The following is a 12,807-nucleotide window of genomic DNA, read 5'->3' as shown; positions in this document are numbered from 1 at the left end:
TGCCCTTCTCGAGGCCGGCTCTCTAGGTAGGGCCAGTCTATGACCGTGGGCGGCAGTCGGCGCTTCGCCGCTGCGCCGTTCAGGTCCGTGCCCGCTGGGTGACCGCGATGCACACGAGTACGCCGACGGCCGCCAGTGGGGCCGCGGGGGAGAGGTGCTCACCGAGCAGGGCGACCGACCAGACCAGGGTCAGCAGCGGCTGGGCGAGCTGGAGCTGGCTGGCCTTGGAGACCCCGATCTCGGCCATGCCGCGGTACCAGACGACCAGGCCCAGGAACTGCGAGCCGATCGCGACCCACAGGAGTCCGGTGACGCTGTGCGCCGTGAGGTGCACCGGCTCGAAGCTGAGCGCCACGGCCGCCGCCGGGACGGCGAGCGGCAGACACAGGACCAGCGCCCAGCCGATGACCTGCCAGCCGGGCATTTCGCGCGCCAGCCTGCCGCCCTCGGTGTAGCCAGCGGCGCACACCAGCAGCGCGCCGAACAGGTACAGATCGCCGGTGGACACCGCGCCGCCGCTCTGCTGCACGGTGAACGCGATGACCACGGCGGCGCCGGCCAGGGCCGCCAGCCAGAACGCGCGCGACGGCCGTGCGCCGGTCCGCAGCGCCGAGAGGGCGGCGGTGGTCAGCGGCAGCAGGCCGACCACCACGGCGGCGTGCGAGGTGGTGGAGGTCTGGAGGGCGAGCGTGGTCAGCATCGGGAAACCGAGGACCACACCGCCGCCGACCACGGCGAGCCCGGCCCAGTGGCGGCGGGCCGGTACGGGTATCCGCAGGACGAGCAGGGCGGCGCCGGCGACGAGAGCGGCCAGAACGCTGCGTACGGCTACGAGCGACCAGGGGCCGAAGCCTTCGAGGCCCCAGGCGGTGGCCGGGAAGGTGAGCGAGAAGGCGGTGACGCCTAGGGCGGCCAGGAGGGTTCCGCTGCCGGGCGTGCGGGGCGCGATACCGGAGCTGCTGCCGCTGACCGCTACCGTGCTGGGGTGAGTAGCGCTATTCTGTGCTGTCATGTACGAGCGTAGCAGTGTGGCCGAGCTGGCCGAATGCATTAAGCGCGAACTCAACCACTACTCACCCGGTGGAAAGCTCCCGTCGAGCCGGGTACTGGTGGAGCGCTACCGGGTGAGCCCGGTGACGGTCGCGCGCGCCCTCGCGCAACTCGCCGCCGAGGGCCTGGTCGTCACCCGGCCCGGCGCCGGCGCTTTCCGTACGCAGCCCCGTACGGACACGGCGGCGCCCGGCGACACCTCCTGGCAGGAGGTCGCGCTCAGCGCCGACGGAGCCACCGAACTCGTACCGCGCTCGGTCGACGCGTCCGGGGTGCTGGTCACGCTCGCCGCCCCGCCGCCCGGCGTCATCGAGTTCAACAGCGGCTACCTCCACGCCTCCCTCCAGCCCGAGCGGGCCATGGCGGCCGCCCTCGCCCGGGCGGGCCGGCGTCCAGGTGCCTGGGGGCGGCCGCCCACCGACGGCGTCCCGGAGCTCCGCGAATGGTTCGCCCGGGGGATCGGCGGCGCCGTCACGGCTGCCGAAGTCCTCATCGCCGCGGGGGGCCAGAGCGCGCTGACGACCGCCTTGCGCGCGCTCGCCGCGCCCGGCGCACCGGTGCTGGTCGAGTCGCCGACGTACCCCGGCATGCTGGCGATCGCGCGCGCGGCGGGGTTGCGGCCGGTGCCGGTGCCGGTGGATTCGGACGGTGTACGCCCCGAACTCCTCGCCGCGGCATTCAAGGCCACCGGTGCCCGCGTCTTCGTCTGCCAGCCGCTCTTCCAGAACCCGACCGGCGCGGTGCTCTCGGCCGAGCGCCGCCCGGAGGTGCTGCGCATCGCCCGCGAGGCCGGGGCGTTCGTCATCGAGGACGACTTCGTGCGGCGCCTCGTCCACGACGACGCGGGGCCGCTGCCCCGGCCGCTCGCCACCGACGACCACGACGGCGTCGTCGTCCACGTCTGTTCGCTCACCAAGGCGACCTCGCCCAGTTTCCGGGTGTGCGCCCTGGCGGCGCGCGGCCCGGTGCTGGAGCGGTTGCGGGCCATCCAGGTGGTCGAGAGCTTCTTCGTGCCCCGGCCGCTCCAGGAAGCCGCCCTGGAGCTCGTCGGCTCGCCGGCCTGGCCGCGCCATCTGCGTACGGTCGCGGGGGAGTTGAGGGTACGTCGCGACACCCTGGCCGCCGCTCTGCGTCTGGACCTCCCTGAACTGGCCCTGCCGCACATCCCGGCGGGCGGCTACCACCTGTGGCTGCGGCTGCCGGATGGCGCGGACGAGAACGCCGTGGTCTCGTCCGCGCTGCGAGCGGGCGTCGCGATCGCGCCGGGCCGCCCGTACTTCAGCGCCGAGCCGTCCGCCGGACACATCCGGCTGAGCTTCGCGGGCGTGGCGGGGCCGACGGAGATCACCGAGGGCGTACGTCGGCTGAGGGGCGCGTGCGAGGGGCTGCTGGGCGGGGGGTAGGGGGAGCCCCGCAGGACATCGGACACCGGGCGACGCCGGCGCACCCACCCCCGCCGGGCTATCGCCTGACCGCTCGCAGGACCACGAACTTCGGGTCGCTCGCGACCAGTTCGCTGTTCCCGAAGATCCGGCGCAGCATCACGTGATAACCGAGATGCCGGTTGCCGATGACCCACAGCTCCCCGCCCGCGCGCAGCGCGTCCCGCGCCCCGGTGAACATGCGCCGGGCCGTCGCGTCCGTGGTCGCCTGGTGGCTGTGGAACGGCGGATTGTTCAGTACGAGATCCACCGTCCCCTCCGGCACCCCGGACAGACCGTCGCCCACCAGGAACTCCGCCTTCCGGTCCGCCCCGCCGTTCGCCCGGAACGTGGTCTCCGCCGACGCCACCGCCTGGAACGACTCGTCGGTGAACAGGACCTCGGCCTCGGGATTGGCGAGCGCGGCCGCCGTACCCACCACACCGTTGCCGCAGCCGAGGTCCACGACACGCTCGGGTCCGCGGCGCTGCGGGAGGTGGCGCAGGAAGAAGCGCGTGCCGATGTCGAGGCGCTCCGCGCAGAAGATGCCCGCGTGGTTGGTGACGGTGATCCCGGACACCGCGCCCACGTCGGAGGGCAGCGTGTAGCTGTACGGCCACGGGTCGCTGCCACGGGCGAGACCCGGGTCCGGCGTACAGAAAATGAGCCGCGCCTTGCGCACCGCCAGCGACGTGCGCGTCGTACCGAGGATCCGCTCGAACAGCCTGAGCGTCGAGGTGTGGATCTCCTTGACCATCCCCGTGCCGACGACGACGGTGCCCGCGTGGACGTGCGGGGCGAGCCGGTGCAGCTGGTCCTCGAGCAGCGCGAGGCTCTTGGGCACGCGGATCAGCAGTACGTCGATCCGCTGCGGCGGGGGCTCCTGGGTGGAGAGGAGCCGTACCGCCGAGGCATCGGCCGCGTTGCGCTCCAGGTTCACCCGGGTCGCCTGCTGGGTGAGGTACGAGTCGGTGATCTGCGTGGGGCGGCAGCCGGCCAGGGCGGTGGCCAGGGCGCCCCAGCGGTCGCCGACCACGACGACGGTGCCGGACATGTCCGCGGGAGGAGCGTCGACCGTCCCCTCGAGATGCCGCAGCAGGTACTCGTCGGCTGCGTCCCAGGCGCGCAGCCTGTCGCGGGGGTCCTCGGGGAAGCGAACGAGATCGTACTCGCCCTGTGACGTCGTCAAATGGTTCATTGTGTCCTCAGGCTAACCGAGCGCCCGCACCCCTCATGGCGAAGTACGTGCCCCCGTCAACCGGCCATGACGAAGACGCCGATGACGAAGGCATAGAAAGGGACCACGATCGCGGCCACCACGGCCGCGACGACGAGGATCGCCTTCATAACCCTTTCTGCGGTCCGGTGGTCGCGGGCGGGCCGTGCGGGGACTTGCGAACCGCGTTCGTTCTCACTCATGGAGCCATCGTGCCGACCGCGCCGGCGCCGCACCATCCGTCGAGGTACTCATGCGCGGGGCCCCGACCAGCCGGCACCGAGCAGCTGCCACCGACCGGCCTACCCGGGGCTTTCGCCACTCACCAGCATGTGCAGCGCTCTTTCAAGCCGGACCCGCCTGGTCTCCGGTGCGCGCGCCTGAAGCAACGGCAGGATCACCAGGTAGCGGCCGGTCTTGTCCAGCGCCTCGAAGGCCTTCCCGGCCTCGGGATTCGCATCCAGCGCCGCCGCGAGGTCCGTCGGCACCGTCGCGGTCCTCTGCGACTCGTACGCCGCCGCCCACCGGCCGTCCTCCTGCGCCCTGCGCACCTCGGCCAGCCCGGGTTCGCGCATCCGTCCTGCGGCCGTCAGCATCTCGACCTTGTCGACATTCACCCGCGACCACAGGCTCCGGGGCCGACGCGGCACGTACTTCTGCAGGTAGTACTGATCGTCGTAGGACCGCCGTTGGCCGGAGATCCAGCCGTAGCACAGCCCGATGTCGACCACCTCGTCGTCGGTGACGGTCGGAATGCCGGACTTCTTCTTGGCCATCTTGATCCACACGCCCTCGTGGCGCGTGCAGTGCCCGGCCAGCCAGCTCTCGAACGCCTCGGCGTCGGCGAAGGGGATGATCTCCACTCCGTCGAGCGCATCCAGCTCATCCATGCGGTCAAACTATCGCCGCTGCCCGATCGGCGCGGCCCATTTCTGCCCTGGCCCGCGCGTTCGCTCCGACCTAACCCCCACTGTCCGGCAACTCGGCCTCCTGGCAGCCCTCTTGGGGTCGAATTCCGACTTGTACCGGAGCCGTGCCAGGTGCTTAATGTTCTTCACTCGGCGATCAGGTTTCACCCCAGGGGGAAGCATGCAAACGACAGGAACAGCGCAGCCGTCGGGGAACCCCCCTTCCGCTCCGCCGGGCCCTCCCGCCGGCCCTCCGACGGGGACCCCGACCGGTATCGACTTACGCGTCAGCAAGCGATTGCTCTGGGTGGGCGGGGCCGCGTACCCACTGCAGAACATCGCCCGGGTCTACACGTTCACGCTCCATCCCCGACGCAAGGAAGCCGTGCTGCGCTTTCTGAAGAGGGTGGCGCTCACGCTGTCGGTGACGGCCGTGCTCACCCTGCTCGGCAGCTTCGCGTCCATGGGCAGCAGCGGCGGCGAGTGGGACGGGCTCGTGGGGTTCGTCTGGTTCGTCTGCATGGGGCTCTTGGCCTACTCGCTCGTGGACATGCTCATCGTGCTGGTCGCACAGTCCCACTTCGTGCTGGCGGTCGAGACGTCCGGCCCGTCGACCGCGGTGGTCACCGGCACGAATCCCGAGCAACTGAGGCAGCTCGTCCACTACATCGTCAACGCGATCGAGAACCCGGAGACGGAGTTCCAGGTGCGTGTGGAGATGCTGACGATCAGCAGTCCCAGCAACTACTACTTCGGCGACAACGTCAACATGTACGGCGGAACCGGCAACGTGGGGATGGCAAACGCGTGAGCGGCGACAGCTACTACTACGGCAACAACGTCAACATGCACGGAGGTACGGGCAACACCGGCATGGTCAACCACCAGTCGGGGCCCGTCGGCACCCATGGGACCTCACCCGCCCTGGAGGAGGCCCTGCAGGAGCTGCTCCAGCTACTGCGGGAACTGCGGGGCAACGTGTCTCCCATGGCGGCGCAGTCCATCGACGACTCCCTCCCGGCCCTCACCGCCGACGCCGGAGCGGAACCGCAGGAGCGCCATCGCGCACTGATGGCCATCACGGGCATCGCCGCGACGGCCGGGGCGGTCGGCCAGCCCGTCGTCGAAGCCGTCCGGATGGTCTTGGAACTCCTCGGCGGACAGTGATCGGGCCGGCGGGCGACGGCAGTAGCGGAACGTCCCCGTCCTGCCCGGCAACGCGAATGGTTCAGCCCGGCCGTGTGTCCGGATGTGACAGGGAATCGTCATTGCGGTCATGAGGGCCGGCGGTGAGGATTGACTCATGCCCCTCTCGCACCGGGTCGTCATCGCGGTCTTCCCCGAAGTCGATCTCCTCGATGTCACCGGCCCGGCCGAGGTCTTCGCGCTGGCCAACCGGGAGACCGCCGGCCGGGCCGGCTATCAGGTCCGCCTGGCCGGGCCGGTTGCCGGTGCGGTCCGGACGTCGGCCGGGGTGCGGCTGCTCACCGATCTGGCCTTCGACGAGGTGGGCGGTCAGGTGGACACCCTGCTGGTGCCCGGCGCGGTCGAGCTGACCGACGACGGCCCCCTGGCCCGTACCGACACCGAGATCGTGGACTGGGTGAGAGCGACCGCCCCGCACGCCAAGCGGGTGGCGTCGGTGTGTGTGGGCGCGCACCTGCTGGCGGCGGCCGGCCTGCTGGACGGAAAGCGGGCGACCACCCATTGGTCGACGGCCGCCCAGCTCGCCGCCGACCACCCGGCCGTCACGGTCGACCCGGACCCCATCTTCGTCCGCGCCGACCGTGGCCGGCTGTGGACCGGGGCCGGGATCAGTGCCTGCCTGGATCTCTCCCTGGCCCTGGTGGCGGAGGACCAGGGTGAGGACGTGGCCCTGGCGGTGGCGCGGCAGCTGGTGATGTACCTCAAACGCCAGGGCGGTCAGAGCCAGTTCTCCGTGCCGCTCAGCCGACCCGCGACCTCCCGCCGTGACATCGACGAACTGCGGCTGTGGATCGCCGATCACCTCGACGCCGACTTGTCGGCGGAGGCGCTGGCGGCCCGGATGAGCCTGAGCGAACGGCACTTCGCCCGCGTCTTCAAACAGGAGACGGGCGCAAGCCCCGGCGCCTACGTCGAAGCCGCCCGGGTGGAGGTGGCCCGGCGCCTGCTGGAAACCACCGACTGCCCGCTCGGCCAGGTCGCGGCCGCTGGCGGGCTCGGCTCGGTCGAGACCTTGCACCGGGCGTTCAAGCGGCAACTCGCCACCACCCCAGCCGCGTACCGCCGCCGCTTCCGCACCCAGGCCGCCTGACCTTCTCCCTGCTCCCTGCTCCCTTCCCCACTCTCCATTCGCCGGTCCGGCAGGCATGCGGACCCTGCGTACCCATGCGGCCTCGCCATGCCCGATTTCCCCACCGATTCCTTCCCATTCCCTGCGAACTCAGTATGAAAGGTGCCTCATGAGCACGACCGTCCCGTCCACGACCCTGCGCGACGTGATCGGCCTGGACAACCAGCCGCCCCGGCTGAGCGAGTCCGTCCTGATCATGATCGACTTCCAGAACACCTACCGCACCGGCGTCATGGCCCTGGACGGCGCCGAGGAGGCCCTCGCGGCGGGCGCCCGCCTGCTGGCTCGCGCCCGTGCAGCGGGCATTCCGGTCGTCCACATCATCAATGACGGCGGCGAGAACACCCCGTACGACATCCGCGCCCGCATCGGCGCCATCTGCGACGAAGTCGCCCCGGTGGACGGCGAACCGGTCGTGGTCAAGCAGTTCCCCAACTCCTTCCACGCGACCCACCTGGCGAAGACGCTGCGCGACCTGGGTGCCGCCCCGGAGAGCGGCAAGGATCTCGTGCTGGCCGGCTTCATGACGCACATGTGCGTCAACTACACCGCGCAGGGCGCCTTCAACCTCGGCTACCGGCCCGCCGTCGTCGCCGAGGCCACCGCCACCCGTGCCCTCAGCGCCCCGGACGGAACCGTCCTGAGCGCCGCCACCCTCCAGGCCGCCGCCCTGACCACGATCGCCGACCTGTTCGCCGCCGTCGCCCCGACCGTCGACACCCTCCCCGCCTGACCGGGGGGCCACTGCGGCGCGGCAGGCCCGCTGCCACGCCGCAGTGGCCCGCCCACCCAGGCCTCGGGGGGCGGTGGTGCGACCTGGCGATCCAGCCGGAGACAGGTCCCGTCTTCCGAGCCGCAACTGAACGCTCAGCCGACAGCAGCACCGAACCACTTGGGCAGCCGGCTGAGCAGATCCTGCTGGTCTTCACCGACCCACGCCACGTGGCCGTCCGGCCGCAGCAGCACCGCGGGCACGTCCAGTTCCTCGCTGACGTCGACGACGTGGTCGACCCGATCCGCCCAGCCCCCGACCGAGAGCCGGCCGGTCCGGTCGAGCAGCAGCCCGCGGCCGCCGTGCATCAGCTCGTAGAGGCGGCCTCGCTTCAGTCCCACGTCCCGCATGCGCCGGCCGAGCAGTTCATGGCCCTCGCCGAAGTCGTAGCGGACCCCGACCGCGGTGATCATCTCGGTCACGTACCGGTTCACCTCCTCGAAGTCCATCAGCGTCGAGAACAGCTCCCGCAGCGCGGTCGCACCCGGATCGGTTCCCAGCAGCGTGATCTGCGCGCGGGTGTTGTCCAGCACGCGGGCGCCCACCGGGTGCCGTTCGGCGTGGTAACTGTCCAGCAGCCCCTCCGGAGCCCAGCCGTTGACCGCGGCGGCCAGCTTCCAGCCGAGGTTGAACGCGTCCTGCACGCCGAGGTTGAGCCCCTGCCCGCCGGTCGGCGGGTGGATGTGCGCCGCGTCGCCGGCCAGCAGCACCCGGCCCACCCGGTAGCGCTCGGCCTGCCGGGTGGCGTCGCCGAACCGGGACAGCCAGCGCGGCGAGTGCACGCCGAAGTCGGTGCCCGCGTGGGCCCGCAGCTGCTGCTTGAACTCGTCGAGGGTCGGCTCGGTCGTACGGTCCTCGGCCACTCCGTCGGCGGGTACGACGATGCGGCACACCCCGTCCTCGTTGGGGGCGACGCCGAACCGCAGTTGGGTCTTCTGTACTTCCTTGACGACGGCGGCAATCGTCGCCGGATCCTCGGTCACCTCCATCTCACCCAGCAGCGTCTCGACCTTGGCGGGCTCGCCGGGAAAGTCGACACCGAGCTGCTTGCGCACCGCGCTGCGGCCGCCGTCGCACCCGACGAGGTAGCGCGAGCGCAGCCGCGTGCCGTCCGTCAGCTCGACGGTCACCCCGTCGTCGTCCTGGCTCACCGTCGCCACTTCGCAGCCGCGCCGGATCTCGGTACCGAGTTCGATGGCACGCTCGTTGAGCAGCCGCTCGGTGACCGGCTGCGGGGTGGCGACGCCGTACGGGTGGGCCGTGTCCAACCGGTCGGGCCACGGCTTGACGATGCCACCGAAGAGCCCGCCGACCTGGAACTTCTCACTGACCGCGAGGAACCGGTCAAGGAGCCCGCGCTGGTCCATCACCTCGACGCTGCGCGCGTGCAGGCCCTGCCCGCGGGACTGCTCGGTCGGCTCGGTCAACTTCTCCAGCACGACCACGTGCACTCCGGCCAGCCGCAACTCGCCGGCCAGCATCAAGCCGGTCGGTCCGCCGCCGACCACGATCACGTCAATCATCAGAACGCCCATTCAATGAGATCGGATTTCGGCCGGCCGCTCCGCGCACACTGCGTGCATCTGCCATTTCCGCAGGTCCTGGCCTTGGCCGATCATTCTGCGGCAGCACCCAGGCCTTGCCGCAAGCCCCCCGGTGCGCTATAGGTTGAGAGTGGCAAGGGGTGGGTGCACTCCTTGCCTTTTGTCGTCGCCCGGGCCCGCGGACGCCGCCGCGGAACGAGAAGTTCCGCACCCTCTTCAGCAAGCGGTTCGCAGCAGCGCCGCACGAGCGCAGGGCCACGTCACAGTGACTGGCGTGGATCATCGCCCGGTTGATTGCATAAAACTGCGGTACTGCGTATAGTCATGCCATCGACGAGGAGGAATTCGATGGCGGTACGTGCAGCAGTGGCAGGAGCGAGTGGGTATGCGGGCGGGGAACTGCTCCGACTGCTCCTCGCCCACCCCGGCGTGGAGATAGGGGCCCTGACCGGCCATTCCAACGCGGGGCAGCGCCTGGGCTCCCTCCAGCCGCATCTGCTTCCGCTGGCCGGGCGCGTGCTGGAGCCGACCACCGCCGAGGTGCTCGCCGGGCACGATGTCGTGTTCCTCGCGCTTCCCCACGGCCAGTCCGCCGCCGTCGCCGAGCAGCTCGGTGACCATGTGCTCGTGGTGGACATGGGCGCCGACTTCCGGCTCCAGAACGCGGCCGACTGGGACCAGTTCTACGGTTCGCCGCACGCCGGAACCTGGCCGTACGGCCTCCCCGAGCTGCCCGGCGCCCGCGCCGCGCTCGAAGGCTCCAAGCGGATCGCCGTCCCCGGCTGCTACCCCACCGCAGTGTCGCTCGCGCTCTTCCCGGCGTACGTCGCGCAGCTCGCCGAGCCCGACGCCGTGATCGTCGCCGCCACCGGCACCTCCGGCGCGGGCAAGGCGCTCAAGCCGCATCTGCTCGGCAGCGAGGTCATGGGCTCCATGTCGCCGTACGGCGTCGGAGGCGGCCACCGTCACACCCCGGAGATGATCCAGAACCTCAGCGCCGCCGCCGGGGAGCGCGTCACCGTCTCCTTCACGCCCACGCTGGCGCCCATGTCCCGCGGCATCCTCGCCACGTGCAGTGCCAAGGCGAAGCCCGGCGTGAGCGCGGCGGGCGTACGGGACGCCTATGAGAAGGCGTACGCCGACGAGCCCTTCGTGCACCTCCTCCCGGAGGGGCAGTGGCCCGCCACCGCCTCCGTGTACGGGTCCAACGCCGTCCAGATCCAGGTCGCGTACGACGAGGCCGCCGGCCGCGTCATCGTGATCAGCGCCATCGACAACCTCACCAAGGGCACCGCCGGCGGCGCGGTGCAGAGCATGAACATCGCCCTCGGACTCCCCGAGGACACAGGTCTTTCCACGACAGGAGTGGCTCCGTGAGCGACGCACGCGCAGCCGCCGGGCTGCAGGCAATGACGAAAGCCGCGCCGCTGCGCTGCGCGGGCGACAGTGACATCAGCCGCTACCGCGGCGGGGCGAACGAGGAGATGCAGTGAGCGTCACGGCAGCGAAGGGATTCACCGCGGCGGGCATCGCAGCGGGGATCAAGGACAGCGGCAATCCCGACCTGGCCCTCGTGGTCAACAACGGGCCCCGCCTGGCCGCCGCGGGCGTCTTCACCTCCAACCGTGTGAAGGCCGCGCCGGTCCTGTGGTCCGAGCAGGTCGTCAAGGGCGGCCGGATCTCCGCCGTCGTCCTCAACTCCGGCGGCGCCAACGCCTGTACGGGGCCGAAGGGCTTCCAGGACGCGCACGCGACGGCAGAGAAGGCCGCGCAGGCGCTGGAGGGCCACAGCGCCGGCGAGATCGCCATCGCCTCCACCGGCCTCATCGGCATCACGCTCCCCATGGACAAGCTCCTGCCGGGCATCGAGAGGGCCGCCACCGAGCTCTCCGCGCACGGCGGCGAAAAGGCCGCCATCGCCATCAAGACCACCGACACCGTCCACAAGACGGCCGTCGCGGGCGGCGAGGGCTGGACCGTCGGCGGCATGGCCAAGGGCGCGGGCATGCTCGCACCCGGTCTGGCCACCATGCTCGTCGTGCTGACCACCGACGCCGACGTCGAAGCCGGCGTACTCGACCAGGCGCTGCGCGACGCCACCCGCCTCACCTTCGACCGCGTCGACTCCGACGGCTGCATGTCGACCAACGACACGGTGCTGCTGCTCGCCTCCGGCGCGTCCGAAGTGACGCCCGGACACGACGAGTTCGCGGCGGCCGTACGCACCGTCTGCGACGACCTCGCGCGCCAGCTCATCGGCGACGCCGAGGGGGCCAGCAAGGACATCCGGATCGAGGTCGTCAACGCGGCGACCGAGGACGACGCCGTCGAGGTGGGCCGCTCCATCGCCCGTAACAACCTCCTCAAGTGCGCCATCCACGGCGAGGACCCGAACTGGGGACGGGTGCTGTCCGCGATCGGCACGACGCGGGCCACCTTCGAGCCCGACGAGCTCAACGTCGCCATCAACGGCGTCTGGGTCTGCAAGAACGGCAGCGTCGGCGACGACCGCGACCTGGTCGACATGCGCTACCGGGAGGTCAAGATCACAGCCGATCTCGCCGCCGGCAGCGAGTCGGCCGTCATCTGGGCCAACGACCTCACCGCCGACTACGTCCACGAGAACAGCGCGTACAGCTCATGAGCACTCGCAAGCACACCGCACTGCCCAAGGCGCAGATCCTCGTCGAGGCGCTGCCCTGGCTCACCCGCCACCACGGCCGGACCGTCGTCATCAAATTCGGCGGCAACGCCATGATCGACGACGACCTGAAAGCCGCTTTCGCGCAGGACGTCGTCTTCCTGCGGCACGCCGGTCTCAAGCCGGTCGTCGTGCACGGCGGCGGCCCGCAGATCAGCGCGCAGCTCGACCGGCACGGGCTGGTGAGCGAGTTCAAGGCGGGGCTGCGGGTCACCACCCCGGAGGCCATGGACGTCGTACGCATGGTCCTGGCCGGCCAGGTGCAGCGCGAGCTCGTCGGGCTGCTCAACCAGCACGGGCCGTTCGCCGTCGGCATGACCGGCGAGGACGCCCACACCATCACCGCCACCCAGCACTACCCGCAGATCGACGGCGAGTCCGTCGACATCGGGCGGGTCGGCGAGATCACCGCCATCGACACCGGCGCCATCCAGGCCCTGCTCGACGACGGCCGTATCCCGGTCGTCTCGTCCATCGCCCGCAGCGCCGACGACCACCACGTGTTCAACGTCAACGCCGATACGGCCGCAGCCGCGCTCGCCGCCGCGCTCGGCGCGGAGACGCTGATGGTGCTGACCGACGTCGAGGGTCTTTACGAGGACTGGCCGAACAGCGACGAAGTGATCAGCCGGCTCACTGCCAAGGAGCTGGAGAAGCTGCTGCCCGAGCTCTCCAGCGGCATGGTCCCCAAGATGGAGGGCTGCCTGCACGCCGTACGCAACGGGGTCAACACCGCCCGCGTGATCGACGGCCGCGTGCAGCACTCGATCCTGCTGGAGATCTTCACCGACGAGGGCATCGGCACGATGGTCGTGCCCGACGAGCACGAGGGGGGAGCAGCGAAGTGACCGCGAACCAGG

At 70.9% G+C, this 12,807-nt stretch carries 13 protein-coding genes; 8 read left to right on the top strand and 5 right to left on the bottom strand.

Annotated elements, in window-relative coordinates; genetic code table 11:
• Positions 1–79 precede the first annotated feature (79 nt).
• On the bottom strand, positions 80–1,012 hold the full coding sequence (locus AC1P0E_RS05220; RefSeq protein ID WP_482740964.1) for a DMT family transporter: 933 nt from the start codon (positions 1,010–1,012) through the stop codon (positions 80–82).
• On the opposite strand from AC1P0E_RS05220, the gene AC1P0E_RS05215 reads away from it, so the two are divergent.
• The gene (locus tag AC1P0E_RS05215; RefSeq protein WP_482740963.1) at positions 1,011–2,453 is read left to right on the top strand and encodes an aminotransferase-like domain-containing protein; all 1,443 of its coding nucleotides are present in this window, start codon (positions 1,011–1,013) and stop codon (positions 2,451–2,453) included. The two genes, AC1P0E_RS05220 and AC1P0E_RS05215, sit on opposite strands and share 2 nt — an antisense overlap.
• Positions 2,454–2,511: 58 nt before the next feature.
• On the opposite strand, the gene AC1P0E_RS05210 is transcribed toward AC1P0E_RS05215, so the two are convergent.
• From AC1P0E_RS05210 to AC1P0E_RS05200, 3 genes are all read right to left on the bottom strand, one after another.
• Complete coding sequence (locus AC1P0E_RS05210; protein ID WP_482740962.1) at positions 2,512–3,669, bottom strand: methyltransferase; 1,158 nt, start codon at positions 3,667–3,669, stop codon at positions 2,512–2,514.
• A 56-nt stretch (positions 3,670–3,725) separates the two neighbouring features.
• A complete protein-coding gene (locus AC1P0E_RS05205; RefSeq protein WP_482740961.1) occupies positions 3,726–3,890 on the bottom strand; it encodes a hypothetical protein in 165 nt (54 codons plus the stop codon).
• 99 nt (positions 3,891–3,989) lie between these two features.
• A complete protein-coding gene (locus AC1P0E_RS05200) occupies positions 3,990–4,577 on the bottom strand; it encodes a YdeI/OmpD-associated family protein (protein ID WP_482740960.1) in 588 nt (195 codons plus the stop codon).
• Between the two features lie 325 nt (positions 4,578–4,902).
• On the opposite strand from AC1P0E_RS05200, the gene AC1P0E_RS05195 reads away from it, so the two are divergent.
• The 4 genes from AC1P0E_RS05195 to AC1P0E_RS05180 all read left to right on the top strand — a co-directional run bounded on the left by AC1P0E_RS05195 (position 4,903) and on the right by AC1P0E_RS05180 (position 7,663).
• Complete coding sequence (locus AC1P0E_RS05195; RefSeq protein WP_482740959.1) at positions 4,903–5,406, top strand: DUF6232 family protein; 504 nt, start codon at positions 4,903–4,905, stop codon at positions 5,404–5,406.
• Positions 5,403–5,762, top strand: coding sequence for a hypothetical protein (locus tag AC1P0E_RS05190; RefSeq protein ID WP_482740958.1), 360 nt, complete (start codon positions 5,403–5,405; stop codon positions 5,760–5,762). Before AC1P0E_RS05195 ends, AC1P0E_RS05190 begins: the two co-directional genes overlap by 4 nt.
• Positions 5,763–5,898: 136 nt before the next feature.
• Complete coding sequence (locus AC1P0E_RS05185) at positions 5,899–6,891, top strand: GlxA family transcriptional regulator (RefSeq protein WP_482740957.1); 993 nt, start codon at positions 5,899–5,901, stop codon at positions 6,889–6,891.
• 148 nt (positions 6,892–7,039) lie between these two features.
• Complete coding sequence (locus AC1P0E_RS05180; RefSeq protein ID WP_482740956.1) at positions 7,040–7,663, top strand: isochorismatase family protein; 624 nt, start codon at positions 7,040–7,042, stop codon at positions 7,661–7,663.
• A 134-nt stretch (positions 7,664–7,797) separates the two neighbouring features.
• On the opposite strand, the gene rox is transcribed toward AC1P0E_RS05180, so the two are convergent.
• Positions 7,798–9,225 carry a rifampin monooxygenase gene (gene rox / locus AC1P0E_RS05175; protein WP_482740955.1) on the bottom strand — a complete coding sequence of 476 codons (1,428 nt, stop codon included), beginning with the start codon at positions 9,223–9,225 and terminating at the stop codon, positions 7,798–7,800.
• Positions 9,226–9,594: 369 nt separating this feature from the next.
• Between rox and argC the strand changes: the two genes are divergently transcribed.
• The 3 genes from argC to argB all read left to right on the top strand — a co-directional run bounded on the left by argC (position 9,595) and on the right by argB (position 12,795).
• Positions 9,595–10,623 carry an N-acetyl-gamma-glutamyl-phosphate reductase gene (argC, locus tag AC1P0E_RS05170; RefSeq protein WP_482740954.1) on the top strand — a complete coding sequence of 343 codons (1,029 nt, stop codon included), beginning with the start codon at positions 9,595–9,597 and terminating at the stop codon, positions 10,621–10,623.
• Between the two features lie 112 nt (positions 10,624–10,735).
• Positions 10,736–11,890, top strand: a complete 1,155-nt coding sequence (gene argJ / locus AC1P0E_RS05165; protein WP_482740953.1) for a bifunctional glutamate N-acetyltransferase/amino-acid acetyltransferase ArgJ — start codon at positions 10,736–10,738, stop codon at positions 11,888–11,890.
• Complete coding sequence (gene argB, locus AC1P0E_RS05160; protein WP_482740952.1) at positions 11,887–12,795, top strand: acetylglutamate kinase; 909 nt, start codon at positions 11,887–11,889, stop codon at positions 12,793–12,795. The genes argJ and argB overlap by 4 nt, the downstream gene beginning before the upstream one ends.
• Positions 12,796–12,807: the final 12 nt, after the last annotated feature.

Source organism: Streptomyces sp. TRD_SC_5 (genome assembly GCF_056836825.1).
Note: the sequence above shows the minus strand (reverse complement) of the source record. Positions and strands in the feature narration are given on the sequence as shown.

Excerpts from the sequence above, each read along its gene's own strand:
- AC1P0E_RS05215 (WP_482740963.1), top strand. The coding sequence starts at position 1,011 with ATGTACGAGCGTAGCAGTGTGGCCGAGCTGGCCGAATGCATTAAGCGC.
- AC1P0E_RS05220 (WP_482740964.1), bottom strand. The coding sequence starts at position 1,012 with ATGACAGCACAGAATAGCGCTACTCACCCCAGCACGGTAGCGGTCAGC.
- AC1P0E_RS05210 (WP_482740962.1), bottom strand. The coding sequence starts at position 3,669 with ATGAACCATTTGACGACGTCACAGGGCGAGTACGATCTCGTTCGCTTC.
- AC1P0E_RS05205 (WP_482740961.1), bottom strand. The coding sequence starts at position 3,890 with ATGAGTGAGAACGAACGCGGTTCGCAAGTCCCCGCACGGCCCGCCCGC.
- AC1P0E_RS05200 (WP_482740960.1), bottom strand. The coding sequence starts at position 4,577 with ATGGATGAGCTGGATGCGCTCGACGGAGTGGAGATCATCCCCTTCGCC.
- AC1P0E_RS05185 (WP_482740957.1), top strand. The coding sequence starts at position 5,899 with ATGCCCCTCTCGCACCGGGTCGTCATCGCGGTCTTCCCCGAAGTCGAT.
- AC1P0E_RS05180 (WP_482740956.1), top strand. The coding sequence starts at position 7,040 with ATGAGCACGACCGTCCCGTCCACGACCCTGCGCGACGTGATCGGCCTG.
- rox (WP_482740955.1), bottom strand. The coding sequence starts at position 9,225 with ATGATTGACGTGATCGTGGTCGGCGGCGGACCGACCGGCTTGATGCTG.
- argC (WP_482740954.1), top strand. The coding sequence starts at position 9,595 with ATGGCGGTACGTGCAGCAGTGGCAGGAGCGAGTGGGTATGCGGGCGGG.
- argB (WP_482740952.1), top strand. The coding sequence starts at position 11,887 with ATGAGCACTCGCAAGCACACCGCACTGCCCAAGGCGCAGATCCTCGTC.